The 25,838-nt window shown below is 70.0% G+C and carries 22 protein-coding genes and 3 pseudogenes; 9 read left to right on the plus strand and 16 right to left on the minus strand.

Annotated elements, in window-relative coordinates:
• Positions 1–92: 92 nt before the first annotated feature.
• The 6 genes and pseudogenes from AB0H52_RS25290 to AB0H52_RS25315 all read right to left on the minus strand — a co-directional run bounded on the left by AB0H52_RS25290 (position 93) and on the right by AB0H52_RS25315 (position 4,709).
• Positions 93–269 (minus strand): hypothetical protein, encoded by a 177-nt coding sequence (locus AB0H52_RS25290; RefSeq protein WP_192580188.1) that lies wholly within the window; start codon positions 267–269, stop codon positions 93–95.
• Positions 270–784: 515 nt separating this feature from the next.
• Positions 785–1,249 carry a GNAT family N-acetyltransferase gene (locus tag AB0H52_RS25295; RefSeq protein WP_151488977.1) on the minus strand — a complete coding sequence of 155 codons (465 nt, stop codon included), beginning with the start codon at positions 1,247–1,249 and terminating at the stop codon, positions 785–787.
• Between the two features lie 190 nt (positions 1,250–1,439).
• Positions 1,440–1,853 carry a contact-dependent growth inhibition system immunity protein gene (locus tag AB0H52_RS25300; protein WP_357950494.1) on the minus strand — a complete coding sequence of 138 codons (414 nt, stop codon included), beginning with the start codon at positions 1,851–1,853 and terminating at the stop codon, positions 1,440–1,442.
• Positions 1,854–2,361: 508 nt separating this feature from the next.
• Positions 2,362–3,585: a hypothetical protein gene (locus AB0H52_RS25305; protein WP_192580189.1), complete on the minus strand. Its 1,224-nt coding sequence runs from the start codon at positions 3,583–3,585 to the stop codon at positions 2,362–2,364.
• A gap of 146 nt (positions 3,586–3,731) precedes the next feature.
• Positions 3,732–3,809 (minus strand): annotated as a pseudogene (locus AB0H52_RS25310) (DUF1330 domain-containing protein); the annotation flags it as partial.
• Positions 3,810–3,941: 132 nt separating this feature from the next.
• Entirely contained in the window at positions 3,942–4,709 is a 768-nt protein-coding gene (locus AB0H52_RS25315) for a TetR/AcrR family transcriptional regulator (protein WP_357950497.1), read from the minus strand.
• Between the two features lie 110 nt (positions 4,710–4,819).
• Between AB0H52_RS25315 and AB0H52_RS25320 the strand changes: the two genes are divergently transcribed.
• Positions 4,820–6,016 (plus strand): DUF418 domain-containing protein, encoded by a 1,197-nt coding sequence (locus tag AB0H52_RS25320; protein WP_151488981.1) that lies wholly within the window; start codon positions 4,820–4,822, stop codon positions 6,014–6,016.
• Positions 6,017–6,095: 79 nt separating this feature from the next.
• On the opposite strand, the gene zwf is transcribed toward AB0H52_RS25320, so the two are convergent.
• Both zwf and AB0H52_RS25330 read right to left on the minus strand, forming a co-directional pair.
• Positions 6,096–7,589, minus strand: a complete 1,494-nt coding sequence (zwf, locus tag AB0H52_RS25325; RefSeq protein WP_151488982.1) for a glucose-6-phosphate dehydrogenase — start codon at positions 7,587–7,589, stop codon at positions 6,096–6,098.
• A gap of 298 nt (positions 7,590–7,887) precedes the next feature.
• Positions 7,888–8,946: a toprim domain-containing protein gene (locus AB0H52_RS25330; RefSeq protein WP_192580190.1), complete on the minus strand. Its 1,059-nt coding sequence runs from the start codon at positions 8,944–8,946 to the stop codon at positions 7,888–7,890.
• Between AB0H52_RS25330 and AB0H52_RS25335 the strand changes: the two genes are divergently transcribed.
• The 3 genes from AB0H52_RS25335 to AB0H52_RS25345 all read left to right on the plus strand — a co-directional run bounded on the left by AB0H52_RS25335 (position 8,917) and on the right by AB0H52_RS25345 (position 11,070).
• Positions 8,917–9,378, plus strand: a complete 462-nt coding sequence (locus AB0H52_RS25335; protein ID WP_225854238.1) for a PhzF family phenazine biosynthesis protein — start codon at positions 8,917–8,919, stop codon at positions 9,376–9,378. The genes AB0H52_RS25330 and AB0H52_RS25335 overlap by 30 nt on opposite strands.
• Positions 9,379–9,616: 238 nt before the next feature.
• On the plus strand, positions 9,617–10,846 hold the full coding sequence (locus tag AB0H52_RS25340; protein WP_151488984.1) for a cytochrome P450: 1,230 nt from the start codon (positions 9,617–9,619) through the stop codon (positions 10,844–10,846).
• Entirely contained in the window at positions 10,843–11,070 is a 228-nt protein-coding gene (locus AB0H52_RS25345; protein WP_151488985.1) for a ferredoxin, read from the plus strand. Before AB0H52_RS25340 ends, AB0H52_RS25345 begins: the two co-directional genes overlap by 4 nt.
• 195 nt (positions 11,071–11,265) lie before the next feature.
• On the opposite strand, the gene AB0H52_RS25350 is transcribed toward AB0H52_RS25345, so the two are convergent.
• The 4 genes and pseudogenes from AB0H52_RS25350 to AB0H52_RS25365 form a co-directional block, all read right to left on the minus strand.
• The gene (locus AB0H52_RS25350; protein ID WP_255473660.1) at positions 11,266–11,400 is read right to left on the minus strand and encodes a hypothetical protein; all 135 of its coding nucleotides are present in this window, start codon (positions 11,398–11,400) and stop codon (positions 11,266–11,268) included.
• A gap of 215 nt (positions 11,401–11,615) precedes the next feature.
• Complete coding sequence (locus AB0H52_RS25355) at positions 11,616–12,041, minus strand: hypothetical protein (protein WP_357950502.1); 426 nt, start codon at positions 12,039–12,041, stop codon at positions 11,616–11,618.
• A gap of 376 nt (positions 12,042–12,417) precedes the next feature.
• Complete coding sequence (locus AB0H52_RS25360; RefSeq protein ID WP_151488987.1) at positions 12,418–12,684, minus strand: hypothetical protein; 267 nt, start codon at positions 12,682–12,684, stop codon at positions 12,418–12,420.
• A 131-nt stretch (positions 12,685–12,815) separates the two neighbouring features.
• A pseudogene (locus AB0H52_RS25365) lies at positions 12,816–13,322 on the minus strand (response regulator transcription factor); the annotation flags it as partial.
• Here AB0H52_RS25365 and AB0H52_RS25370 point away from each other — a divergent pair.
• Together AB0H52_RS25370 and AB0H52_RS25375 are read left to right on the plus strand one after the other, a co-directional pair.
• The gene (locus tag AB0H52_RS25370) at positions 13,312–15,003 is read left to right on the plus strand and encodes a multicopper oxidase family protein (protein ID WP_225854239.1); all 1,692 of its coding nucleotides are present in this window, start codon (positions 13,312–13,314) and stop codon (positions 15,001–15,003) included. The pseudogene AB0H52_RS25365 and the gene AB0H52_RS25370 overlap by 11 nt on opposite strands.
• Before the next feature lie 241 nt (positions 15,004–15,244).
• Positions 15,245–18,430, plus strand: coding sequence for a penicillin acylase family protein (locus tag AB0H52_RS25375; RefSeq protein ID WP_357950505.1), 3,186 nt, complete (start codon positions 15,245–15,247; stop codon positions 18,428–18,430).
• Positions 18,431–18,520: 90 nt separating this feature from the next.
• Here the strand turns inward: AB0H52_RS25375 and AB0H52_RS25380 are convergent, their stop codons facing one another.
• The 4 genes from AB0H52_RS25380 to AB0H52_RS25395 all read right to left on the minus strand — a co-directional run bounded on the left by AB0H52_RS25380 (position 18,521) and on the right by AB0H52_RS25395 (position 22,444).
• On the minus strand, positions 18,521–19,075 hold the full coding sequence (locus AB0H52_RS25380) for a hypothetical protein (RefSeq protein WP_151488990.1): 555 nt from the start codon (positions 19,073–19,075) through the stop codon (positions 18,521–18,523).
• Between the two features lie 98 nt (positions 19,076–19,173).
• Positions 19,174–21,021: a glycoside hydrolase family 15 protein gene (locus tag AB0H52_RS25385; RefSeq protein ID WP_151488991.1), complete on the minus strand. Its 1,848-nt coding sequence runs from the start codon at positions 21,019–21,021 to the stop codon at positions 19,174–19,176.
• A gap of 95 nt (positions 21,022–21,116) precedes the next feature.
• Positions 21,117–21,941 carry an SAM-dependent methyltransferase gene (locus AB0H52_RS25390; protein ID WP_151488992.1) on the minus strand — a complete coding sequence of 275 codons (825 nt, stop codon included), beginning with the start codon at positions 21,939–21,941 and terminating at the stop codon, positions 21,117–21,119.
• Between the two features lie 185 nt (positions 21,942–22,126).
• On the minus strand, positions 22,127–22,444 hold the full coding sequence (locus tag AB0H52_RS25395; RefSeq protein ID WP_357950509.1) for a DUF6331 family protein: 318 nt from the start codon (positions 22,442–22,444) through the stop codon (positions 22,127–22,129).
• 152 nt (positions 22,445–22,596) lie between these two features.
• Between AB0H52_RS25395 and AB0H52_RS25400 the strand changes: the two genes are divergently transcribed.
• From AB0H52_RS25400 to AB0H52_RS25410, 3 genes and pseudogenes are all read left to right on the plus strand, one after another.
• Entirely contained in the window at positions 22,597–23,199 is a 603-nt protein-coding gene (locus AB0H52_RS25400; RefSeq protein WP_225854242.1) for a hypothetical protein, read from the plus strand.
• 77 nt (positions 23,200–23,276) lie between these two features.
• Positions 23,277–24,508: pseudogene (locus AB0H52_RS25405) on the plus strand (aminotransferase class I/II-fold pyridoxal phosphate-dependent enzyme).
• A gap of 825 nt (positions 24,509–25,333) precedes the next feature.
• On the plus strand, positions 25,334–25,663 hold the full coding sequence (locus AB0H52_RS25410; protein ID WP_357950512.1) for a hypothetical protein: 330 nt from the start codon (positions 25,334–25,336) through the stop codon (positions 25,661–25,663).
• Positions 25,664–25,838 lie beyond the last annotated feature (175 nt).

Genomic DNA, 25,838 nt, shown 5'->3' on the forward strand with positions numbered 1-25,838 from the left:
ACCACCGCACGCCCCACGAAACGCGTGCCTGCTACCGTCAAGCCCACGCCCTCGCGGCATGAAACCCCGGTGACCGGTCCCAGGGTGGAACTTCAGACCTCGTCAAGAACATGCCGTGGTACGTAAAGGCGCACCGCGCCGTGATGCAGCGCCGCGAGCAAGCTCGTCAGGCTTGCGCGGCGGGTGCCTTCGAAGACCTCATTGACCAGCGCGCACGTGTCACCAACGAGGATCCGGGAGGTACTCAGCGGTGCGTGCGAAACGTTCACACGAGCAATGTAGGGCGGAGGTCCGACATGACGCATCGGCATATCGTCCGCCCCTGTTCAGTGGCGATTTGGCCGGGTCAGCCCAGACGTGGCTCATGCACATGCTCACGGCAACGAATACCTAGCGGGGGCCGGTCACCCAGCGGGAGCCGTGGTCGGCGGGGGTCGTCGGCGATGTTGGTGGGCATTGGTGCGACAACTCCTTTACTCGGCTGGTTTATACTTCAGGCGACCTGGACAAACGTGCGTGAGCATGCCGCTGGGCCACCGGACTACTGGGGGTCAAGGGGTCGTCGGTTCGAATCCGGCCGTCCCGACGCAGGTTAGAGGGCTGATCCGGATATCGGGTCGGCCCTTTCGCCGTTCTGGGGACCAAGATCATTAAAGTTGGAGCTCGCTGGCGCTGCTTAGCCGACGGTCAAGTCTCAAGTGTCCAGCCGGGATGGCTGCCGAATCGTTCGCTTTCTGGATCGAGGCGGCCCGCAAGCGGGCCGCGCCGGCCGGCCTGTCGTGAATCAGGGCAGAGTCAGACGGTAGACCTGTCGAGATCCACCTTCCGGACCCGGATCCGCAGCCTCCGAAGCAGTGAAGCCGAGGCGCTCGTAGAAGACGCGGGCACCACTGACGTAAGCACCCGGATGGTCTGCCCCGAAAGTGACGACTTCTACGCTGCCTGGCGGTCGCACGAACCTACGGAACGCGTCGCTCAGCAGTGCCCGCCCGACTCCTTGTCCCCGTGCCTTTTCCGAGACGACAAGCCAATGAACGTGGTGCACCGGGGGCTTCGCCGCGAACATCAGGCCGCCGAGGAGATCCGAGTCGGGGGACGCAGCGACGAGCGCAGTGGACCGGCGAATCTGCTTGGTGACGGCGTTGTGGAAGCCAAGATCCTCGACCATCGGGCCAAGCCAGTGCTCGACCTGAGCTGCCAGGGCGAGGAAGCCGGGGAAGTCTTGCTCTTCCGCGAGTCTGACGATCACGTAAGAAAGTCTGACAGGAACAAGGCCGGTCTCTGTGCACCAGGACCCCAAAGACCTCGGGGCTCCGCCCCGAACCCCGACCCTCAGAGATGCCGCCCGCGGGTCCCCTCGGCGGGCACCACAAGGGCTACCAGCCTCCCCGTCCGGGGAGGCTGGACGGTCTACGACTGCCCGACGAGGAGATTCGCTCTCATCGACCTAAGAATCGCAGGATGGCGTCACGAATCTCTCGGTACGGATCACGAGGCCTAAGGTCAGGATCGGAGAACGGGGGAGTAGCTACGAGCTTGGCCAGCACCAGCACCAACCTCTCGCGTTCCGCTCGAAGGTTCGACCAGGCCGAGCCGGGCAGCCGCAGCACGTTGCGGAGCAGGTCGCCCGGATAGTACTCACCTTCTGCCAGGGGCTCGCGGAGCAGGACTTGTACCGCGAGAGGCAGCAGAGCCGGCACACCGATCTCTTGCCCGAGCATGATGCGCAGGTCTTCAACCGTGAACTCAGCCAACGGCTTGCGTCGCAGTTCGGTGCAACGTCTCACGAGGAACGTGTCGTCCGGGTGGGGCTCCGGCCACACGTCCCGTTCAAGCTGCTCGACGGTCGTCACGGCGGTCAGGGTAGTCCGCACCAACCTGGGATGCCGACGAGGATGGCGGGCCATCCACGGGCCACAAGGTGGTGTCGCGGGAGGCCAAACGAGGCCATCGCCGGCCAGGTCGACAAGGCGAAACGCCATGCCCTGAGCCGATCTTGTGCAATTCCCAAGCTGACAGTCGGCCCGTGCCCGTTGCGTGCCCGTCGCGATGGGCGACGGCGGTGAACGGCGGTCAGTTCCTGGGTGTAGATATCGGCATGAAGCAGGCCGAGCCAGGTCATTGCCGAACGACTTCGGGCCGTGTCCACATTTCCTCCCGGTGCGCCCCACCCGTGTCAGCGTCCCGGGGACCAAGTGGGGACCACGCGGCCTGCACGATGGTGCGCGGCACGACGTGGACCGCACGGCCTGATCTTGGGGAAAGCGTGTGTGGCGTGCGTGGACGTGTGGCGAACGGGGGAAGCTCAAATACACGCCCCTGCCAGTCCCAACCCTGGAGCAGGTGGCCCGGCCTCGCCGGTCAGCACTGAGACGGCGTCAGTGCCCGGAGGGGAAGGACCGCCAGCCGGGCCACCGCCTGGACGTACGGCACGTACACATCGGGATCCGCGTGGTCCACCATTGGCGTGCGCACGTGGCGGTACATCCCGTACTGCTCCGTGTAGGAGATCCAGGCGGGCACGAGGCTGTTCGCGAAATCCTCGGGGCCTTGCTTCCACCACCTGTGCCGCTGTGCCATGCCGTTGGCGATGCTCTCGGTGGTGACCGTGGCGAACTGGTACCCCGACATGGTCGGCGTGAACAGCCTCCGGTCCGGCAGGTACAGGTCGTAGTCCCACCTCCCGCCAAGCAGATGGCCGACCGGCATGTCGGGCGGGACGCGCAGTACCGCGCTGTCGGGCAGGCCCGACCAGTCGAACGCGATCCACCAGCCGAAAAGCTGCTCGTTGGGCGCTTCCTTGTCGGCTATCAGGCCGGGTCTGCCCGCCGCGTCCAGCGCGGCAGCGGTGGCGTTGATCGCCTCAAGGATGTCGCGCACGGCCCCGGCGCGCGCCTGCTCGTTGCGGACCGACGCGCGCAGGCCCGACCACCACACGCCGACGTCGGCCACCTGCGCCACCAGCTCCGCCGGCCAGCTCGCCGGCTCGTCGCCGGTGGCCGCCAGCTCGCGCGGGGTCGGCCCGTCGGGCAGCGGCCGGTCCGCAAGCGCCTGACGCCGCTCCCACTCTCGGAACCGGACCTCGGCCTTCTGCCGCCGGCGCTCCTGCTCCTCGTACGCCCGGACGCCGGCCGCACGATGGGCCGCCGCCTGCTCCGCCAGCCGCCGCTCGATGACCTCTCGGACCGGCCCGTAGGCGGTGTCGGCCGCGCGCACTCGGGCCAGGTGGACCTCCCTTGCCTTCGCGTACGCGGCTCGCGCCAGCCCGCCGGTCAGCCGCCGCCGTCGCCGGCGCGACGTCCGCTGGGCGACCACGCGCAGTTCGGCGGCGGCTGCGGCGACCGCGTCCAGGTATTTGCTCGCCGCCGCGGTCCAGTCGGCGATCTCGTCCGAGGTGGCGGGCGGGTCCACCGGTTTGTGGGACATCGCGTTGCCGAGTGACTTCCGCAGCGGGCCCGAACGCCAGTCCGGCTCCTCGGCAAACCAATAGAGCGTGTGGGATTCCGCGCTGTACGCCGAATAGCTGTGCCATGAGATCCGGAAGGCCACCACCCGATCATGCCCCAGTCCCACACCGAATGCCATCTGTCCACATCGATCTGGTCAGCCCCGGGCTGCTGCTGCGCCGGTCGATGCAGGTCGCTGGTGCGCGCGCGGCGCCTGGGGAATCTTGGCACCGCCGCTCGGAGGCGTCTCTCGTACGGTAAAAGCGAAAAAGATCCAACGCACTCCGCCAGCGTGTTGTAGGCAGTCAGCGTCTCAGGGTCGGAAATGGCGGGGTAGACGCTGACCCAGTAGCCCTTGGCCATGGAAACCTCCTGTGTTCGACCGGACACGTCCGATCCGTGCCATCGCCAAAGCCCTGTCGCACGAGCTGCACTGGCTGCCGGACTGACGCGCACGAGGTCAGGCGAGACGGACGGGGTGCAGCTTGGACGATCTCACGGGTTCGCGACGATGGGCGTCGGCCGATCGTCAGCCTTGCGGGCTATGAGCGCTTCGATGCCGTCGAGCAGCAAGCTGAGGCCGAAGGTGAAGTCGGCGTCGTCGATCCAGACCTCGGCCGCGCCGAAGGCGTTCGCCCGAACGGCGTCGTCGAGCGCCGGGAACTCGGCGGGGTCGAGCACAGCGCCGAGGATCTCGCCGTACTCGACCAGCCCGCCGACCTCCTCGCTCACGGTGCCAGTGGTCGCGGTCATCGCGTGGGTCAGGGCCGCCTGACGCGAGGCGTACCCGGTCAGGGTTGTGGTGATGTTGATGCCCTCGGCGTGGCTGAGGCCGGTGCTCTCGAGCGCGGCGAGGGCCCGGTCGAGCCAGCGCAGCGTGCGCGGGCCGAGCGGCGGGGCGTGCTGGCCGAGCGTCAGCAGCCAGGGCCGCTGGAGGAGGAAGTCGCGGTTGGCCCTCGTCCACCCGGTCAGGTAGGGCCGCCAGGCCCGGCCGTTGATCGGGGGCGGCTCGGGGGTCGCCGCGTCGGCCATCACGACGAGCAGTTCCTCTTTGCTGCCGACGTAGCGGTACAGCGACATGGTCGCCACCCCGAGCTCCGAGGCGAGACTGCTCATCGTCACACCCTCCAGGCCGTCACGGTCGGCCAGCCGCACCGCGGCACCGACAACGGTGTCCAGCTCGAGGCCGGGTCGGGGGCCACGCCTGGAGGGGATCTCGCGCCCCCACAACCGGGCCACGACGGGTGGGAGCCTGCGTTCCACGTCCCTGACCTTTCCCCTAAGTCGGCCGCCCGGTCTTGTCCTCAACGCTCCGACCAGAAACTCTGTATTGCATACAGTGTACGCGATACAGAGTTTTGGGAGGTACGGGTATGACAAGACGTGTCCTGGACGTGGACGCTGTTCGAGGCTTCGCACTTCTCGGCATCTTCGCGGTCAACGTCACCTTCATGGCGTCGGGCTTTCCCGGAAATCTGGTGACCGATCCCCGCTTCAGCTCGGCTCTGGACGACCTGGTCCGCGCGCTGTCCTCAGTGTTCATCGACATGAAGTTCTATGTGCTGTTCTCGTTCCTCTTCGGCTACAGCTTCACGCTGCAAATGGCCGCGGCCGGCCGGGCCGGCGCATCCTTCACGGCCCGCATGCTGCGCCGGATCGGCGGCTTGTTCATCATCGGCGCGCTCCATACGGTTCTGCTCTACGGCGGCGACGTCCTTATGACGTACGCGGTGGCCTGCGTCGGCCTGCTGCTGCTCAGGAAGACCAGGGACCGTACGGCGATCGGCGTCGCCGTCGGCCTCTATGTGATCGTGCTGGCCGGTCTGGTCGCCGGCGCGTTCCTGATCGACCGGACGGCGTATTTTCCCAGCGAGGCGCAGGCGCTGGTCAACGGCGAGGCGGCCACCAGGGCGCTTCTCGGCGGCTGGGCCTCGAACATCGGCGAGCACCTGGCCGGCCTGCCGCTGCTGATCTTGCAGGCGGTCACCCTGCAGGGCCCGACCGCCCTGGCGCTGTTCCTGCTCGGCATGGTCGCCGGCCGCCGGCAGTGGCTTGCCCGGATCACCGGCAGCGAACCTGTCCTCCGCCGCCTCCAGCGAATCGGCTTTCCGATCGGCCTACTCGGCGCCCTCGTCTACACCACAGCCGGCGGCAACGGCAACTCCCTCGGCGTCGCCGCCAGCGTGGCGACTGCCCCACTGCTCACCGCGGCGTACGTGGCAACGCTGCTGCGACTCATGCACAGCCGCCGGACGAGCCTCATCAGGTCCGCGCTCGCCCCCGCTGGCCGGATGTCGCTGAGCAACTACATCGGCCAGTCCCTGATCGGCCTGATCGCCTTCTCCGGCATCGGGTTCGGGCTGGCCGGCTCGCTCTCGCCACTGGAGCTGTTCGCCTTCGTCGCGGCGGCCTTCACCGGGCAGCTGGTGTTGAGCGCGCTCTGGCTACGCCGGCTGCGATACGGACCGCTGGAATGGGCGCTACGGTGGCTCACCATCGGTCAGCGCCCGACGCTCGTGGCGCCCCCGGACGGGCGGCCCCTGCCGGAGGGGCGACACATGCGAGTGTGACCTCTCCCCTCCAGGATGTCCGCCGCGGTTACGGCCAGGCCGTGGCGGACGCCCGGCGGTTTCCGGGGCACCGGTTGGGTCACGCGGTGTTGCGCCAGGTGCGGCCGTGCCGGCCGATGAGCCGGTCGGCGTCGGTCGGGCCCCAGGAGGCGGCCTCGTAGGTGGGGATCGGCGAGTTGTCCTTCGCCCAGTTGTCGATGATCGGGTCGACGATCCGCCAGCACTGCTGCACCTCGTCGCTGCGGATGAACAGCGACGCGTCACCGATCAGCGCGTCCAGGAGCAGACGCTCGTACGCCTCCGGGGACTCCTCGACGAACGTCTGGTCGTAGGAGAACTCCATCGTGGCGGTGCGGACCCGGAAGGAGTGGCCCGGCACTTTGGCACCGAAGCGCAGCGAGATGCCCTCGTTGGGCTGGATCCGCAGGATCAGCGCGTCAGCATCGAGGCCGGTGAGCTGGTCGGTCGGGATCGGCAGGTGCGGCGGCCGCTGGAACTGCAGTGCCACCTCGGTGAGCCGGGCCGGCAGGCGCTTGCCGGTGCGTACGTAGAACGGCACTCCGGCCCAGCGCCAGTTGTCCACGTTGAGCCGCATAGCGGCGTAGGTTTCGGTTCGGGACAGGGGGTCGACGCCGGCCTCCTCGCGGTAGCCGGCCATCAGCTCCTCGCGGGTACCGCCCCGGGTGTACTGTCCCCGGACCGCGGCCTCGGCGATGTCCCGGTCGGTGGGGAGCCGGATCGCCTGCAGCAGCTTCACCTTCTCGTTGCGCAGGCCCTCAGCCTCGAATGAGGCCGGTGGCTCCATCAGTGCCAGCGCGAGGACCTGGAGCACATGGTTCTGCACGATGTCCCGCATCGCCCCGGCATCCTCGTAGAAGCCGCCGCGGCTGCCGACGCCGAGGGTCTCGGCGACGGTGATCTGCACGTGGTCGACCCACGAGCGATCCCAGATGGGCTGGAAGATCGAGTTGGCGAAGCGCAGCGCCAGCACGTTCTGGACGGTGTCCTTGCCCAGGTAGTGATCGATACGAAAGACCTGGTGCTCGTCGAACGCGCTGTGCACGACGCCGTCGAGCTCGCGGGCCGTGACCAGGTCGCGTCCGTACGGCTTCTCGATGACCAGGCGGGAGAAGGAGCCGTCGCGTGGTTGGTTGAGCCCGACACCGGCCAGTCCGTTGATCACCGGCTCGAAGGCTCCGGCCGGGGTGGACAAATAGAAGAGCCGGTTGCCGGACGTGCCCCGCCGTGCGTCCAGCTCGTCGAGGGTCTCCACGAGCCGCTTGTAGGTCTCCGGGTCGTCGTAGCCGCCGGCCACGTATCGCACGCCGCCCTGGAGTTGGCGCTTACTGGCGAGGGTGCGTTCGCCGAGGGCGCTCTCGGCGAACTGCTCGTCGGTCATCGGCGTGCGCGCGACGCCGACCAGCGCGAACTGGTCCGGCAGCCGCTCATGCCGAGCCAGGCTCTCGACCGCGGGCAGCAGCTTACGCCGGGTCAGGTCACCGGAGGCACCGAAGATCACCAGCGTGGCCGGCGGGGCACTCCGCTCCTGGATGAGCTGAGACGCGTGGTCCATGGTCTGCGTTCCTCCGGGCACAAAGAGGGGGTGGGGGTGACGTGCTGTCATGCCAGGAATCGTGCGGCTGTGGCGGTGGTGACCGGGGGCCACGCGGCGTGGGCCCGTTGGTCGCCGAACTTGAGCGTCGCATGCCGGGCTGATGGGTGGGCGACCAGGTGGCGACTCGGTGCGGGCAGTGCCACCGCGTCACAGCCTGGCAACCGCGACCTCGGTCGCCTGGGCGATGAGGGCGTTGTCGTATTCGGCGTCGTTCTCATCGCGGCTGGACGGGACCGAATCTCTGCGGGTCTGCTCGTCATGCCGTCTCGGGCCCCGCGCTTGCGTCGGTGCCGGGCGGGACATGTCGTATCGCGTCCTCCACGTGTTCGAGCGCGGCGATCACGACGGTGTCGACGCCGGTGCCTGTGTGGGCGACGATGCGCCGGCCGACCCGGACCGCCTCGTCGGGGCTCGTCGCCTCGAACAGCAGCGGCACCAGGGCGCGCACCGCTGCGCACCTGCCGCCAATGTCCTCCAGCAGCCGAGGGTGCCGGTTGACGAGCCGGGCGAGGCGGTGGTCGACCACCGCATCGAGCATGGGCACCGCCCGCCGCTGCAGCGCGGCCCGTAGCTGAGCCCGGCCGTCCGGCCGCCGCAGCAGGTCGGCGGGGTCAGCGCCGGCGCTGAACTCGGCCGCGCGCAGCGGGCCGGGCATGCGTTGCTGCCGGAGTAGCTGCCAGGCGCGGTCCACCGCCTTACGGCCGGCCGGGTCGCCATCGAATGCCGCCACGACGCCCCGCCCGGCGCCGGGTAGCTCCCGTAGGATCGCGGCTTGGGTGTCGGTCAGCGCAGTGCCGCAGGGCGCGAGGGCGACCGCGCCGGAGCGGCCCGACCGGGAGTACGACAGCCACACCGCAAGAACGTCAGCGGGCCCCTCGACAAGGACCGGCACCCACCGTGCGTCGAGGCGCTCCTGCTGCTCCGCGACACCGAACAACAGTCGCCCCTTGGTGTAGATCGCGGTGTCCGGGCTGTTGATGTACTTCGGCACACCGTTCGCGGAGCCAGGGCCCGCGCGACCGAGGAACGCCACCGCATGTCCGACCTCGTCGCGCACCGGGAACATGATCCGGTCCCGGAACATGTCGATCAGTCGATCCGGATGCCGCCGGCTGTGCGTCGACAAGCCCGCACCGACCAACTCCTCCGCCGTGAAACCGGCGGCGATCAGGTGGCGCGTCAGCGAACTCCACCCTGGTGGGGCGTACCCAACCCGCCAGGGCCACTCCCGCTGAACAACAACACCGAGGCCGCGTCCGGCGAGGTAGGCGCGCGGACCGCCCGCGTGATCGAGCTGGGCACGGTAGTACGTCACCGCGGCCTCGGCGGCTGCCAGCAGCCGCGCGGGCTCGAGCTGCTCGTACCGGTCAGATCGCTGCCGAACCTGTTCGCCATACGGCCCGACCTACGTCGACTCGCAGCCGAATGCCGCCGTCTCGGCTATCTCGGCTGCTTCGTCTACCAGCTCGGCCCGACCGGCGGCGCAGCGACCGCGCGCATGTTCGCACCAGCGATCGGCGTCGACGAGGACGTCGTCAACGCCAACAGCACGGGATGCCTCGCCGCGCACCTGTTCGCGAGCCGCGGCCAGAGCAGGATCGACGTCGAGCAAGGACACACCGCCGGCCGCCCCTCGTCAGTCTTCGCCACCGCCTCCGCCACCCCGGAAGGCATCTCCGCCAGGGTTGGCGGGATGGCGACCATCCGATCCGGTCCCGACGGCACGGCAGGCGGGGAAGCGCCGTAGGTCACCTGCTGCCGTCCTCCCACGTCGATTCCGCGGCCAGCGCCAGCCCATCTTGCCGAAGCTCGGCAACGGGCCCGCCTCCATGGCGATCATCGACATCTCTCGCTACGATCCGATATCGGAATATCACTGAGCGTTGATGCGTGACTCTTCGCAAGCCCTGGCCGCTGGCAATCCGGCACCGTAGCGACCGTGGTGCCGGCCTGAGGATCACGCCGTCTCGACGAAGGGAATCCGGATGACGGAGAGCGCGCAGACCGCCGACAGCCGAGTCGTTCCGCCCGCGCGGCCGTACCCGTTCAGTGTGCCCGACCGCCTCGTCGTCGATCCGACCTATGGCGAGCTGCGCGAGAACGAGCCGATGACCCGGGTGAAGCTCCCCTACGGCGAGGAGGCGTGGCTCGCCACCCGGTACGAGGACGTCCGCACGGTCCTCGGCGACGTGCGGTTCGGCCGCGCCCCGGCCGTCCAGCGCGACGAGCCCAGGCTCACCCCGCGCCAGCAGTACAGCGGCATGCTGACCATGGACCCGCCCGATCACACCCGGCTGCGCCGGCTGGTGGCGAAGGCGTTCACGGCACGGCGGGTGGAGGCGCTGCGACCCCGAGCCCAGGAGATCGCCGACGCACTGGTCGACGACATGGTCCGGATCGGTCCTCCGGCCGACCTGGTGGAGCACGTTGCCACGCCGCTGCCGATCCAGGTGATCTGCGAGCTGCTCGGAGTCCCGTACGCCGACCGCGACCGCTTCCACCTCTGGTCCGAGGCGATCGTCTCGACCACCTCGCTGCCGCCGGAAACGATCCAGGAGTACCTGAACAATCTCTGGGGCTACATCGGTGATCTGGTCGCCGAGCGCCGCCGCGAGCCGGGTATCGACGACCTGCTCGGCGTGTTGGTGCGGGCCCGCGACGAGAATCAGGATCGGCTCAGCGAGACCGAGTTGGTGGAGTTGGCCGCAGGGCTGCTCGCGGCCGGCCACGAGACCACGGTGACCCAGGTCCCCAACTTCGTCTACGTCCTGCTGAACAATCCGGACCAGCTCGCACGGCTGCGGGCCGACCCGTCGCTGGTGCCGGCCGCCGTCGAGGAACTGTTGCGGTACGTGCCGCTCGGCGTCGGCTCCTCCTTCGCCCGGTACGCCAAGGAGGACGTCGAGGTCGGCGGGGTGCTGGTTCGGGCAGGTGAGCCGGTTCTGGGCTCCCTGTCGTCGGCGAACCGGGACGGTGCCGTCTTCGCCGACCCGGACCGGCTGGATCTCGGCCGCGAGCAGAACCCGCACCTGGGCTTCGGGCACGGCGTCCACCACTGTGTCGGCGCGCAACTGGCCCGGATGGAGTTGCAGGTCGCCGTCGCCACCCTCGTGACTCGCCTGCCCGGACTGCGGCTCGCCGTGCCGGAGGCCGAGCTGCAGTGGAAGCGCGGCATGTTGGTGCGGGGTCTGCTCGGCATGCCGGTGGCCTGGTGAGTACCGCCTGGCGGATCGGGGTGGACTCGCGCCGCTGCATCGGCACGAGCATCTGCGCCGGTACCGCGCCCGAGCACTTCCGCCTGGTCGACGGCCTGTCCGCGCCGCTGGCCGACGTCGTCGCCCCGGCCGAGGTCATCATCGACGCCGCCGACTCCTGCCCGGTGGAAGCGATCACGGTCCGCGACGCCGCCGACGACCGGCTGATCGCCCCGGAGGAGTGACCCGACACGCAGCGCGGCCGTCTGCGCACGGCCCAGTGCCGAAGGAGTGACCGACACCGAGCCCGGCCGACGGCGCACGGTCCGGTGTCAGTCGCCGAGATGCTGGATCAGGAACTCGCCGGCGTCCGTGAAGGCCTTGGCCTGGTTGTCGCGGCGGAGCAGGCATTGGCCTTCGTCCGGGAAGACCTCGTACCGTCAGCGCCCGGTAGGCACGATGTTTGAGGAGTGCCCGTTCTGCTCGTCGCGCTTCAGGCGCTTCGCAGTCTGCTTCTCCTTGATCGTCTTACCCTTCTTCTTGACGTTCGCCTTGGTCGTCGAGTCCTTGGACATGATCGAACCTCCTGGAACAGGTCGGTGAACGTGCAGCGTGGTACTCGCCTGATCGCGGCGTGCAGGTGACGGAAGGCCCGCGGCTGGCGGGCAGTCTTCCACTGCATGCCGACCCTACGCTTTTCCAGCTCTTACCGGCGGTGGGAAGTGCACCGCCGGTCGTGGGGCGATATTTCGTGTCGCCCTACCGGAACGACATCCATTCCTCTGATCCGTCAGCCGCCCGGGCAGCGGTTGTCCCCGCCACTGTGTTCCACGCAGTGCCCGGGCGGGCCGGGCGTCGGTGCCGGTGCCGAATCGAGGTCCCAGCCGGAGAGGACGGCGATCGGTACGGCGGGCACGGCGATCACGACGGTCAGCACCAGGAAGACGACGGCGGTGCGTGTCAGCCGTAGCCGGTACGCGACGAGCGCGATGACGGCCGGCCCGGCGGTCGCCACCAGCCCGACGACCAGCAGAGCATCTCTCACCCGACGTTGGAGGTCCTCGACCTCGCCGGTCTGGCCGTCGTAGCTGACACTCCACTGCTCCAGGCTGATACCCACCACCGACACAGCCGCCGCGATCAGCCCGCAGATCCACACCAGGACCAGGAATCCCACGAGCGGGCCGCCCCGTCGACCGACCGCTTCCGACGTCATGCGGTCCAGCCTCGACGGCTGCACCCCGCCCGGGCATGAGTCGAGGTACTCAGGTTTGCGCGGCGAGGACGCGGGGGCGCTCCACCCGGTCGCACGGGTTGCCGCCGGGGGGTGAGGTCCGCACCGGTACGAGAGTGGTCACTCTGCGACGATCGCAGCATGACCAGTCACGCTGGTGACGAGCCCTGTCCCGAGTGCGGGCACGCGTCCCGGGTGCACCCGAGGCCGGACGGTCGGGACCTGTCTATCTGCGCGTCCTGCATCTACGAGGAGGACGAGGGGCTACGCGATGTCGAAGCCATGTGTACGAGGGTTGTTCCGGTGGCGGACCGCTCAGCCAGCTCCATCGGGTAGCCCCACCCTCACAGCGAGGACGTCAGCCCATCCGGCACCATATCTCGTCACGTACCAGCGGAACGAACGCCGAACGGCCCCCGTCATCCACGGCCACCACCATGCGGATACGCCCATCGCCCTCGTCGAGGGCGTAGCTGACCACGCTGTACCGCTTGCCGTCCTCGCCAAGCACCTGGCGTACGTCCTTGTCGTCGAGCATCGCGCGCCACTCGTCGTGGCTGACGCGTTGCCACTCCGCCAGACGTGCGTCGGCGAGCCGCGCTGCTGTCTCCGTATTCAGCCCCACGTACTCAAGCCTCTCACCCGGACGACGCCCGCCGCACGAACGTCATCGGGCGGTGGACGCCGGTCCGGTCGGTGGCATGCCGCGAGGGTCGAACCGAACGAGAAGACGACCAGGGGCAACAGCGGAGAACGTCACCGGCGGCGTGGCGTGACCAGTCCCGATTCGTACGCCCACACGACCAACTGGGCGCGGTCGCGGCAGTGCAGCTTCGCCATCGCCCGGTTGACGTGTGTCTTGGCGGTCAACGGACTGATCACCATCCGCTGGGCGATCTCGTCATTGGCCAGCCCGCGGGCGACGAGTTCGACGATCTCCTGTTCGCGGGCGGTCAGAACCTCGCGTCCGGCCGCCGGCTCGGCCGCCGGCTCGGCCGCCGGCTCGGCCGCCGGCTCGGCCGCCGGCTCGGCCGCCGGCTCGGCCGGCGGTGGACCGGACACGAACTCGCTGATGAGCGTCCGGGTGACGGCCGGGGCGAGCAGCGCGTCGCCGCGAGCCACGACGGCAACGGCCTGCAGCAGGTCGGCGGGGTCGGCGTCCTTGAGGAGGAAACCGCTGGCGCCCGCGTGGAGTGCGGCGAACACGTAGGAGTCGAGCCCGTAGTTGGTGAGGATGAGGACGCGGACCGCGGTGAGGTCGGGGTGGCTGGGCGGTGGCGCGGCGTCCGCCGCGCGGCGTCGCCCGCTCGCGCTGGGGCTGGCGGTCCTGGCGCTGCTCGCCACCCTCGCCCGGGCGGTCACCATCACCGCGCTCGCCCGCGCCGGCTGGTGGTTCGCGGCGGAGAAGATCCTCATCGCCGCCCCCCTGTCGCTCGCGGCGGTGGCCGTCGCCGGGCCGCGGCTGCTGCGGGCCCCGGGCGACATCCGGTCCGTCGCGGTCGCGCTCCTGTTCGCCGGGTACGCCCAGAGCGCCGCCCTGCTCGTGACGCTCCTGCACGGCTATCCCGCGTCGGCGGGAGTGGGACTGCTGGCCGTCGCCGGGGTGCTCGCGGCCACCGCGGTCTCCTGGCTCGCCCTCGGGGCGCGCCCGTCCCGCACGATGTCCCGAGTGGCCCTCGGGCTGGCCGCCGCGGCGCTGGTCACCGGAACCGGGCTGGTCGTCGCCCCGGGCGCCGCGCCCGGCGTACCGCATGCTCACGCAGATCGGGATGCGCGGACCGTCGGCGAACCGACCAGGCGGTTCACGCTGACGGCCGCGACCGCCACGGTGCGGGCGGGCGGCCGGGACGTCGCGGCGTGGGCGTTCAACGCGCAGGTCCCCGGCCCGGAGCTGACGGCCGCCGTCGGCGAGGTCATCGAGGTGACGGTGCGCAACCGGGACATCGATCGGGGCGTCACGCTGCACTGGCACGGCTACGACGTGCCGAACAGCCAGGACGGTGTGCCCGGCGTGACCCAGGCGGCGGTCCTGCCCGGGCAGGAGTTCGTCTACCGGTTCCGTGCCGACCAGGTCGGGACGTACTGGTACCACACGCATTCGGTCTCCGACGTCGGCGTGCGGATGGGCCTCTACGGTGTCCTGGTGGTGCACCCGGCACCGGTGACCGGCGTCGACGTCACGGTGCCGGTGCACACGCTGGCGGGCCGTGCGCTGCCCGAGCCGAGGACGGAGGCGGTCGGGGCGGGAGTGCCCGTGCGGCTACGGCTGATCAACACCGACAGCACGACCCACCGGTACGCGTTGGCCGGTGCTCCGTTCCGCGTCGCCGCGATCGACGGATCCGACCTGCGCGGCCCGACCTCGCTGGTGGACACCGCCGTGCAGATCCCGGCCGGGGGCCGCTACGACCTGGTGTTCACCGCGCCCGCCACGCCGGTGGCGCTGTTCGTCGACGGACGGGCCGTCTACTCGACCGGGCCGGTGTCGGCGGTGACCGCCGCCTGGCCGGTGCTGGATCCGCTCACCTACGGCGTCAGTTCGCCGGTGCCATGGCCGCGGTTCGACAGGCGGTTCACCCTCGTTCTCGACCGTGGTCTCGACCTGCACGGACTGCTTCCGCGCTACGCCCACACCGTCAACGGCGCGGCCGACCCGGACATCTCGCCGCAGGTCGTCCGCCTCGGCGACGTCGTGAGGTTCACGATCGTCAACCGGTCCCCGGTCGTGCACCCGTGGCACCTGCACGGACATCACGTCCTGATCCTGTCGCGCAACGGCCGGCCGGCGACCGGCAGCCCGTTGCGGTGGGACTCCTTCGACGTACGCCCCGGCGACGTGTGGGAGGTGGCGTTTCGGGCCGACAACCCGGGGATGTGGGCAAACCACTGCCACAACCTGGCGCACGCCGAGGCCGGGATGATGCTGCACCTGATGTACTCGTGATTCTCGGTGGGACGCCCGTCGGTCGAGGTGGTGAACGCGACGGGCGGTGGATGGCGAAACGTCGGCATTGGCGCGTGGTGAACGACGGCTATCCCGGACGGTGGTCCTGCATCGATCATTGCGACAGATCGATGTGAGTCATTCTCACCTCCTGGTGGACGCCCGGGCGCGGAGGGCGAGAGGTCGGCACCGGCAGCCGGGCGTACCGTACGGCCCGACTCCGCGTCCCCGGAGGATCGCCATGCCCAGACCCACAGTTCGTACCCGACTCGCGGCGCTCACCGCCGCCACGTTGACCGCGAGCGTCCTGACGGTCACCCCGCCGTCGCCGGCGCTCGCGGCCACCACCTTCACCCCCGACGACTACTGCCTCGGCCAGTGCGCCGACATCCTGCCTCCCGGGCAGAACGGCAACGCCACGCTGGTCGCCATCCTGGCCCACCAGGCGCTCGGCACCCGCCCGGCACACTCCAGCGACCAGCTCGACGAGTACGCGAACCTGGTCTACAACTACGCCGGGCTGACCGACGAGCAGATCGCCCACTTCTACAACGACGCCTCGTTCGGCGTCCCCGCCGCCCAGGTCGAGAGCACCGTGTCGCCACGCTCGGACGTCACCATCGTGCGTGACAAGGCCACCGGCGTCCCACACGTCACCGGCACGACCCGCGCCGGCACCATGTTCGGCGCGGGCTACGCCGGGGCTCAGGACCGGCTCTGGGTGATGGACCTGCTGCGCCACGCCGGCCGCGGCACGCTCACCTCGTTCGCCGGCGGCGCACCCGGCAACCGCGAGCTGGAGCAGAGCATCTGGGCCAACTCGCCGTACTCGGAGGCGGACCTGCAGGCCCAGGTGGAGGCGCTGCGCACCAAGGGCGCCCGGGGCCAGCAGCTCTACACCGACGTCGTCGACTACATCGCCGGCATCAACGCCTACATCGACAAGTCGATCGCCGACGACAACTACCCCGGCGAGTACGTGCTGGCCGGCGCCGGCAAACCGACGCACTTCACCATGACCGACCTGATCGCCACCGCCGGTGTGGTCGGCGGGCTCTTCGGCGGAGGTGGCGGCAGCGAGATCCAGTCCGCACTGGTCCGGGTGGCCGCCCGAGCCAGGTACGGGGCCACCGAGGGCGACCGGGTCTGGCAGGCGTTCCGCTCACAGAACGACCCGGAAACGGTGCTCACGCTGCACGACGGGCAGAGCTTCCCGTACGGCGCGACACCACCCGGTGCGACCGGCGCGGTGCTTCCGGACGCCGGCACGGTGACCGCCGAACCCCTCGCCTACGACGCCAGCGGCGGTGCCGCCGCCCGCACCGGCGGCAGCACCGCCACCCAGGGGTTGCTCGGCGGCCTGGCCAACCTGCGCGCGCACGGCATGTCCAACGCCGTGGTGGTCTCCGGGCGGCACACCACCACCGGCAACCCGGTGGCCGTGTTCGGCCCGCAGACCGGTTACTTCGCCCCGCAACTGCTCATGCTCCAGGAGCTGCAGGGGCCGGGGATCAGCGCCCGCGGTGCCGCGTTCGCCGGGCTGAACCTTTACGTCCTGCTCGGCCGCGGCCAGGACTACGCGTGGAGCGCCACCTCCGCCTCCCAGGACCTGACCGACACGTACGCGGTGCCGCTGTGCACCACCGACGGCAGCGCGCCGACGCTGCGCACCAACCGCTACCTCTACCACGGGCAGTGTGTCGCCATGGAGGCGTTGGAGCAGCGCAACTCCTGGTCGCCGACGCTGGCCGACTCCACCCCGGCCGGCTCGTACACGCTGCGCGCACTGCGCACGAAGTACGGGCTGGTCGCGTACCGGGGGTTGGTGAACGGGCAGCCGACCGCGTTCACCAAGCTGCGCTCCACCTACCGGCACGAGGCCGACTCGGCGATCGGCTTCCAGGCGTACAACGACCCGTCGGCGATGGGCAGCGCGGCGGCGTTCCAGGCGTCTGCGGCCAGCGTCGGGTACGCGTTCAACTGGTTCTACGTCAACTCGACGGAGGCGGCGTACTACAACTCCGGGTCGAACCCGGTCCGACCCGCCAGCGCCGACCCGAATCTGCCGACGAAGGCCGAGCCGGCGTACGAGTGGGCCGGCTGGAACCCGGACACCAACGACGCCAGCTACACCCCGGCTTCGGCCCATCCGCAGTCGGTCAACCAGGACTACTACGTCAGCTGGAACAACAAGCAGGCGAAGGACTTCGGCGCGGCCGACGGCAACTTCAGCTTCGGCTCCGTACACCGGGCTCAGCTGCTCGACGGCCCGGTGCGCGCCGCGATCGCTCAGCGCAAGCTCGGCCGCGCCGACGTCGTCACGATCATGGCGGACGCGGCGGTGACCGACCTGCGCGGCCAGCAGGTTCTCGGCGAGCTGCTGCGGGTGCTGGACAGCGCGCCGGTCACCGACCCGGCGCTGGCCGACGCGATCGGCAAGCTGCGGGCCTGGCAGCAGGCCGGCACCCGACGGGTGGAGACGGCCCCCGGCTCAAAGGTCTACCAGCACGCCGACGCCATTCGGATCTTCGACGCCTGGTGGCCGCTGCTGGCCTCGGCCGAGTTCCGCCCCGGCCTCGGACCGGACCTCTACGCCGCGCTGGTCGATGCCATCGAGGTGAACGAGGCGCCGTCCGGCGGCCAGAACGGCGGCCGTGACGGCACGGTGAGCTGGGCGTTGCAGGGGCAGGCGCACAAGGGCTCGTCGTTCCAGCACGGCTGGTGGGGCTACGTCGACAAGGACCTGCGCACCGTGCTCGGCGACCCGGTGGCCGGCGGCCTGGGCCGCGCGTACTGCGGCAACGGCAACCTCGGCGCCTGCCGGCAGGCGTTGCTCGACGCGCTCGGCCAGGCCGCGACGGTGCCGGCCGGCACGGTCTATCCCGGCGACAAGTCCTGCGGGGCCGGTGACCAGTGGTGCGCCGACTCGATCGCCCAGTCCGGCCTGGGCGGCATCACCCACCCGCTGATCGCCTGGCAGAACCGCCCCACCTACCAGCAGGTCGTCTCGTTCCCGGCGCGTCGGGGCGACGACCTCACCAACCTGGCCCAGGGCCGCCCGGCCACCGCGTCGAGCACCCAGTTCCTGACCAGCTACACCCCGGGCAAGGCGGTCGACGGCAGCCTCGGCAGCCGGTGGGCCAGCAGTTACAACGACAACCAGTGGCTCCGGGTCGACCTCGGCGCGGCCCGCACCGTCAGCCGGGCGGTGCTGCGGTGGGAATCCGCTCACGCCACCTCGTACCGGATCGAGGTCTCCGGCGACGGCAGTTCCTGGACGCCGGTGTTCGCCACCACCACCGGCGACGGCGGCGTCGACAACGCCACGTTCGCCCCGGTCAGCGCCCGTTACGTTCGGGTGTACGGGGTCAAGCGGGCCACCTCGTACGGGTTCTCGCTCTACGAATTCGAGCTCTACGGACGGTGACCCTGACCGCGGGGCCGGCGGGAACCACCCGCCGGCCCCGCGGGGGCGTGCGGCGTCGGGCTGCCACCGGTCGCCCAGGTGCGACTGGGGTCAGCTCAGCGTGAAGGACGTGTCGTCGACGTCGAAGGCCGTGGTGCCGTTGCCGGCCGTCTCGCTGGCGACGAAGCTGACCGTCGCGGTGCGCTCGGTCGTCGCCGTCCCGGTCGACATGCTGTATTGACGCCACTGCGACCCGCCGTCGAAGGCCAGCGAGAACCTCGTCTTCGGAGGTATCCCGGTGACCGCCATCCCGACGTTCAGGTAGTCACCGCGGGTGGTTTCCGTGGTGGTGGTCCGCACCGAGAAGCGGACCGTCAGGTCGCAGGTGGCCGGCACGGTGACGGTGGTGCGCAGCAGATCGCCCCGCGTCACGTCCAGTCCCGCGAAGGTGGCGTACGCGTGGCCGGTGTGCGCGGGCCGGGTCGCGTCGCCGACCACGACGATGCGGGGCCCGGCGGTCCAGCCGGTGGCGCCGCGCTCGAACCCCGGGTTCGGGTGGATCTGCCCGGCGCAGGGCACGTCGGCCGCCGGCTGGCCGTAAGTTGCGCCGCTCGTCGCCAGAAGCAGCAGGGCTGCCGCCGAGGCGGTGGTGACGAAGACCTTCATCAGTCCTCCCCGTGTCGATACATTCGTAGCTGTCGATGCAGGTTGACCATGCGTGATGGACGCCGACGCGTCAAGCCCTTCCCGGGGACCGGCCCGCGCTACCGGCGGCTGCGGGCGGCGGCCTCCTCGTCGAGCAGGTCGTTGAGCGTCAGCGCTGAGTTGATCAACGAGAGGTGACTGAACGCCTGGGGGTAGTTGCCGATCTGCTCCCCGGTCTCGGCGATCTCCTCGGCATACAGGCCGAGGTGGTTGCTGAAGGTGAACATCTTCTCGAACGTGAGTCGGGCGTCGTCGAGGCGGCCGGATCGGGCCAGCGCCTCGACGTACCAGAAGGTGCACATGTTGAACGTGCCCTCATGGCCGGGGAGCCCGTCCGGGGAGTGGACCGGGTCATACCGGTGGACCAGGCTGTCGGAGACCAGTTCGCGTTCGATCGCCGCCAACGTGGACTGCCACAGGGGGTCGCTCGGGGTGACGAAACCGACCGACGGCATGGCGAGCAGGGCCGCGTCCAGCACGCTCTCGTCGTACGCCTGCACGAACGTGCCACGGCCCCGGTCGTATCCGCGAGCCATGACCTGGTCGTAGATGTGGTTGCGTTGCTCGGTCCAGCCGGTGACGTTCCCGGGCCGGCCGGTCCGAAGAGCCAGGCGGACGGCCCGGTCCAGTGCGACCCAGGACATCACCCGGCCGAAGGTGTAGTTACGGGGGTGGTGGCGGCTCTCCCAGATGCCGGCGTCGGCCTGATCCCAGTGCTCGCAGAGCCAGTCGACAAGCCGGACGGTGCTCTTCCACACCTGGTGCGAGACGCGGATACCCTGCTCGTCCGCGAGATGCATGGCGTAGAGCGCCTCGCCGTGGATGTCGAGCTGGAGCTGGTCGGCGGCACCGTTGCCGATCCGCACCGGCCGCGAGCCGCGGTAGCCCTCCAGGTGATCGAGAACCTCCTCGTGCAGGTCGGAGGAGCCGTCCACCCGGTACATGATCTTCAGGGGGTCCTGCATGTCGCCGGCCTCGCGGATCCGCTCGTCCAGCCAGTCCATGTACCGGCTGACCTCCTCGGTGAAGCCGAGGCCGAGCAGCGCGTGCACCGAGAACGACGTGTCCCGGACCCAGGTGTAGCGGTAGTCCCAGTTGCGGGTGCCGCCCACCAGTTCGGGCAGCGCGGCGGTGGGCGCCGCGATCATCGCGCCGGTCGGCGCGTACGTCATGAGTTTCAACGTGATGGCGGAGCGCTCGACCATCTCCCGCCAACGGCCGGTGTAACGGGAGCGTTCGAGCCAGCGCCGCCAGTAGTCCCGGGTCCACTCGAACATGCCCTGGATCTCCTCGGGCGGGATGATCCGCGGCTCGGTGCCGGCAGTCTCCAGGACCACCCCGCCGGTGTCGCCCTCGTTCAGGGTGCCGTACCCGACGAGGTCGCCGCCCTCAATGCGGATGCTGCCACGTTCGGAGATCAACCGCCGTGCCGGGTCGACCGGGTTGAATGTCAGCGACGTCGACCGGCCGCGAAAGACGTAGCCGTTGCGGTGGGTTTCCAACCGATGCTCTTCGCGGGCGTAGTCGAACCGCGGCCGGCACTCCACCCGGAAGCGCATGCTGCCCCGGACCATGGTGACGATGCGGACCAGACGGTGCGCGTCGGTGGCCCGCTCGCCGGTGACCGGCATGAAGTCCATCACCTCGGCCACCCCGTCGGCGCTGATGAACCGGGTGATCAGGATCGGTGTGCCGGGGAGGTAGAGCTGTTTGGTCACGTACCGCACGTCGTGCGGCGCGATCCGGAAGTAGCCGCCCTTCTCCTTGTCCAACAGGGCGGCGAAGATGCTCGGCGAGTCGAAACGCGGTGCGCAGAACCAGTCGACCGTCCCGTCACACGTCACCAGCGCGGCGGTCTGCAGGTCGCCGATGAGTCCGTGATCCTCGATCGCCGGATAACTGTCCACGTCTCTCCCCGGTTCGGCTGCGTCCTGCGCATCGAACCTAGGGGGAGAATTGTCGAGTCAGGCGAGATTCACGTTCCGCCACCCGGCCGCGTGCGTCAGCGCTTGCGGGCGACCCCAGCGAGCATGGTGTGGTAGCTGTCCTTCTGCTCGGCTACGGCCTCGCCGTCGGGCCGCCACTCGGCCAGCGGCACCAGCCCCGGCTCGATCAGCTCGAAGTCGCCGAAGAACGCCTCGATCTCGGCACGCCGGCGCCAGCGCCCGGTGCCGAGGCTCTCGTTGAACACCCGCTCGGCGTCCCGCACCTTCGCGGACGTCTCCGGATGCTCCTCGGCCGGATCCCAGAAATGAATGATCGCCAGATGGCTGCCGGGCGGCAGCGCGTCGCGCAGGGTCGCCGCGATCGCGCCCGGGTCCTCCGCGTCGTTCAGATGGTGCAGGACCGAGAAGAGCAGCAGACCGATCGGTTGGGTGAAGTCGAGCCTCTCCCGCACGACGGCGTGCCCGAGGATCGTCTCGGGGGAGCGGATGTCCGCCTCGATCAGCACGCTGGTGCCGTCGCCGGCGAGCAGCGCGTGCCCGTGCACCAGCACCGACGGATCGTTGTCGACGTAGACGACCCGCGCCGCCGGATCGACCTCGTGCGCGACCTGGTGCACGTTGGTCTCGGTGGGTAGCCCCGAACCGATGTCGAGGAACTGCCGGATGCCGGCCTCGGCCGCCAGATGACGCACCACCCGGCGCAGCAGGGCCCGGCACGCGCGCCCCGCCTCCTGCGCGTCCGGCATGATCTCCAGCGCGCGCTGCGCGACCATCCGGTCGACCGCGAAGTGATCTTTGCCGCCGACGAAGAAGTCGTACACCCGGGCGATGCTCGGGGTGGAGACGTCGACGCCCAGGGGTGCTGCCTCGTCCGCGGCCATCCTTGCCCTCCCTAGAGGAATCGCAGGGTCCGGCATCGAGGATAATCGAGGGACGTCGTTGCGGTGGGGCCGTAGTCGTCCTCGCCAGGTGCGCAAGGGGCGTAATCGGGGCCCTGGGTCCAGGTCCACCACGGTGATGCCGTTTCCAGGCGTCAGTTGACGACAGTCCGCATCACGTGGACCACTCATGCCTCGTCCGCGGTCGCCAGTCCCGCCTCGAACGCGGCCAGGAAGTCCAGCAACTGACGCCGCCCGGCATCGTCGTACGTGCGGTGGTTCAGGAAAGTCGACGTGACGCGTTGTGAGCGATCCTCGACCACCTCGATCAGCTCGGCGAGCTGAAGCCGAGCCTCGAGCACCGCGTCCGGGCCCACCCGCCGGCACCACGCCCCGATGAGGGCGGGATCGGTGGAGACGGCGTCGATCCCGCAGCACCCGCGGACACACACGACCTCGCAGAAGATGATGCACTGGCTCAGGGGCGATGGGACCTCGACCGACACGTACGTCACTGCCGCTCCCTCCCCGGGCCCGCCGCCGGCCACGGGTGGCCGATGATAGGCGAAGCCTCCTCGCGCGTGCCGGCAGTGTCCGAGCTGGCTCCGCCGGAGGGTGCCAGACTGTTCCGGGCTCCGACCATGGGGGATCCATGTCCGTGGACCTGCAGGCAACGACGCCGGTCGCCTTCTCCGTCGCCGCTCTGGTGAGGACGACCCGGGAGATCCTGACCGAGCTGCTGGGCGGCTGTCCGGTGCCGGTGATCGCCGTACGTGCCGGCCGCCGGCACGACCGCGGGAGGTTGGTCGATCCGGGTCGGGTGCTGACCCCGGTCGAGCAGGAGACGACCATCGTGGGCACCGATCTGGTGGGGCCCGACTACGCCCGCTCCGGCCCGGACTACCACGTCGTGGTGGGCGACGAGGACGACGGCGCGTCCCTGCACACCAGCGCGTACCCGGCCTGTCCCGAGTTCGATGAGCCCGCACAAACCGTCCTGTGGTGCACCCCGGACCGGACCTGCGTGGGCGTTACCGTCGGGGCGGCAGTCACGCTGGCGGCGGCCATTCGCGGTGGCGGCCAGATCGAGGAATGCCAGCTTCAGCTGTTTCCGGTCAGCGATCCACGGGCGGCGATCCAGGCGCTGCGACTGAGTGACGCGGGAACGGGGTTCGTCGACCAGTGCGTGCGGTTCGTGCGTGCGATCGACGCGCTCAACGGCTGGCCACCGACGGTCAACGCCGCTGTGTGGCCCCGGTGAGGACGCGGCGTACTCGGCCTGGCGGCGCAGGCGGTCGACGGGGCGCGCCAGGCGTCGGGGCGCAATAGGCTTCGGCCATGAGTGGCCTGCCGAGCGGCGTCCGAGACGCGGTGAATCCCCTTCGCCAGCTCACGATCGACCAACTCCGGCAACGGACGAGCCTCAAGTGGCGGGAGTATCCGGCCGACGTGCTGCCGCTGTGGGTGGCCGAGATGGACGTACCGCTGGCCGACCCGGTCGTCCGGGCGATCACCGACGCCGTCGCGCGCGGCGACACCGGCTACACGGCGGCTCGGCGTACCCCCAGGCGCTGGCGGAGTTCGCCCGGCGGCGGTGGGGTTGGGACGGGCTGGCCGTGGAGCGCACCGCGGCGGTGCCCGATGTCATGCACGGCGTCGTCGAGGCGCTGCGGCTGGTCACCGAGCCGGGGGACGCGGTGGTCGTCAACTGCCCGGTCTACCCGCCGTTCTACGAGTTCGTGGCGCATGCCGGCCGCCGGATCGTGGAGGCGCCGCTCGGCGCGGACCTGCGGATCGACATCGGCACGCTGGAGGACGCGTTCCGGCAGGCGCGGGCCGACGGGCGGCCGGCGGCGTACCTGCTGTGCAGCCCGCACAACCCGACCGGCGTCCTGCACACCGGGGACGAGTTGGCCGCCGTCGCCAGCATGGCCGGGCGCCACGGGGTGCGGGTGATCGCCGACGAGATCCACGCTCCGGTGGTGCTCGGCGGAGCGCGCTTCGTGCCGTACCTCTCGGTCCCCGGCACCGAGGACGGCCTGTCGCTGATGTCCGCCTCCAAGGGGTGGAACCTGGCCGGCCTGCGCGGTGCGCTGCTCATCGCCGGCCCGGCCGCGGCGGCGGACCTCGCCCGCGTCCCGTTCGGCACCATGGTCAGCACCAGCCATCTCGGCGTGATCGCCCACACCGCCGCCTTTCGCGACGGCGACGAGTGGCTCGACGCCTTGTTGACCGGCCTGGACGACAACCGCCGGCTCCTCGCCGCACTGCTCGCCGAGCACCTGCCGGCGATCCGTTACCGCCCCGGTCAGGCCACCTATCTCGCCTGGCTCGACTGCCGCGCCCTGGGTCTCGGCGACGACCCCGCCGCCGTGTTCCTCGACCGTGGTCGGGTGGCGCTCAACTCCGGCACGGCCTTCGGCGCCGGCGGCGCCGGTCACGTCCGGCTGAATCTGGCCACCGCGCCGGAGCTGATCACCGAAGCGGTACGCCGGATGGCCGCCGCCGCCGCCGCGCCACCGGCGCCCACCGCAACCTGTTCACCGCATGCGAGCCCAGTACCGCAGTGATAAGCGTCGAGCCGTAGCCTCACCACGGATCCTGCCTCGCCTGCACAATCACACTCGAGCTTCCATCAACACACGCATCGGAATGAACCGTTCCGCAACGCTACGCGTTGAAGATGCAGATCGCATAGAGGAGGATGTCGTCCCCATGACACAGCCAGACCACCCGAAACAGCCGGAAAAGAACCTTCCGTCGGTGAGGAGGAAGGCCAACGGTTTCTTCGTACCGATCGCCAGCACACCTCCCCTGCTGCCGCCTGAACCGGGACATCACGTCATCTTGGAACCAGTGGCGTCAGCCGGCCTAGTACAGGAGGCATTGAGCTTCTTTTTACGAGGGAAGACAGCACCTCCCAGTGGCCAGAGCCCACAAGGAGAGCCGGCGTCCGATCCCAGGCGCGGCCACCCGGCCGTTGCCCCCGCTACGGCCAGGACGGCGCCGCCGAGGGCTGCAGAAGCTCCTCGACAGGACCTCGGCCCGCACGCAACCGGTGCCCCGACTTCCCGAAGGGGACAGCGGACCGTGAGGCCGGACAGCGGCCTCGCGTTCGGCCACTGGAACGGCTTCGCGTCCCTTGCAGGACTCGAATCTCCGGCAGCGCGACAGTCAGGCGCACCCGCCACCAGCCAGCACAAAGCCTCACCTGGCGGCCAACCCCCACTGAGGCCGGGAAATCCGTCGATCGACTCCGCGCCCCCGAGGACTCGCTCGCCTCGCTGACCGTCCAACAGGACGCCGATGAACACCCGCAGCTCAACCCATACGAGCTGAGCATCGGCGATCCTGACCCGGCCCGTGATAGAGCTGAGCTGAGGAGCACCCGAACGATGGACGACCGGACCCGCGAACTCCTCGACGCGGCCGTACGCGAACAGCTCCATGCCCACGGGCGGATCCTGCCGCCGTGGCGAGCCCACCCGCAGATCGAGCGGTACAGCATTGGCTGGCGCATGGGCGACGGTGAGTGGCATCTGATGGTGTGGTGGCACTGGTGGGAGGCCGCGCCCATGGACGAGGCTGAGGGGATCGCCTACTTCCAGGCCGATGAGCCGCCGCGCGCGTGGCGGGACTGGGTCGCGCACCAACTCTGGCCGGAAATGGACATCGGCGAAGGCGTACGCCGGCTGGCCGAGCATGGGATCGGCACTGCGGGGTGACGATGTGTGCTGACCGGAGATGGGCTGCCACAGGTGCGGCGCCGTCGTAAGCGCTGGTCACGCCCGCGGTCCCCCAATCGGCTCGTGACATGATGGCGCCCATGGGGAAACAACAGGACGTCGGCGGGCCCAATCGTCACAGTGCGTCAGGTGCCGCCACGGACGGTGCGACGGG

This window comes from Micromonospora sp. NPDC050695 (assembly GCF_040654415.1).
In the GTDB taxonomy this organism is placed as follows: Bacteria; Actinomycetota; Actinomycetes; order Mycobacteriales; family Micromonosporaceae; genus Micromonospora.

What these genes read in the sequence shown, in the direction of transcription:
- AB0H52_RS25305 (WP_192580189.1), bottom strand. Translation starts at nt 3,585, where the DNA reads ATGGCATTCGGTGTGGGACTGGGGCATGATCGGGTGGTGGCCTTCCGG.
- AB0H52_RS25320 (WP_151488981.1), top strand. Translation starts at nt 4,820, where the DNA reads ATGACAAGACGTGTCCTGGACGTGGACGCTGTTCGAGGCTTCGCACTT.
- zwf (WP_151488982.1), bottom strand. Translation starts at nt 7,589, where the DNA reads ATGGACCACGCGTCTCAGCTCATCCAGGAGCGGAGTGCCCCGCCGGCC.
- AB0H52_RS25340 (WP_151488984.1), top strand. Translation starts at nt 9,617, where the DNA reads ATGACGGAGAGCGCGCAGACCGCCGACAGCCGAGTCGTTCCGCCCGCG.
- AB0H52_RS25350 (WP_255473660.1), bottom strand. Translation starts at nt 11,400, where the DNA reads ATGTCCAAGGACTCGACGACCAAGGCGAACGTCAAGAAGAAGGGTAAG.
- AB0H52_RS25355 (WP_357950502.1), bottom strand. Translation starts at nt 12,041, where the DNA reads ATGACGTCGGAAGCGGTCGGTCGACGGGGCGGCCCGCTCGTGGGATTC.
- AB0H52_RS25375 (WP_357950505.1), top strand. Translation starts at nt 15,245, where the DNA reads ATGCCCAGACCCACAGTTCGTACCCGACTCGCGGCGCTCACCGCCGCC.
- AB0H52_RS25380 (WP_151488990.1), bottom strand. Translation starts at nt 19,075, where the DNA reads ATGAAGGTCTTCGTCACCACCGCCTCGGCGGCAGCCCTGCTGCTTCTG.
- AB0H52_RS25390 (WP_151488992.1), bottom strand. Translation starts at nt 21,941, where the DNA reads ATGGCCGCGGACGAGGCAGCACCCCTGGGCGTCGACGTCTCCACCCCG.
- AB0H52_RS25410 (WP_357950512.1), top strand. Translation starts at nt 25,334, where the DNA reads ATGGACGACCGGACCCGCGAACTCCTCGACGCGGCCGTACGCGAACAG.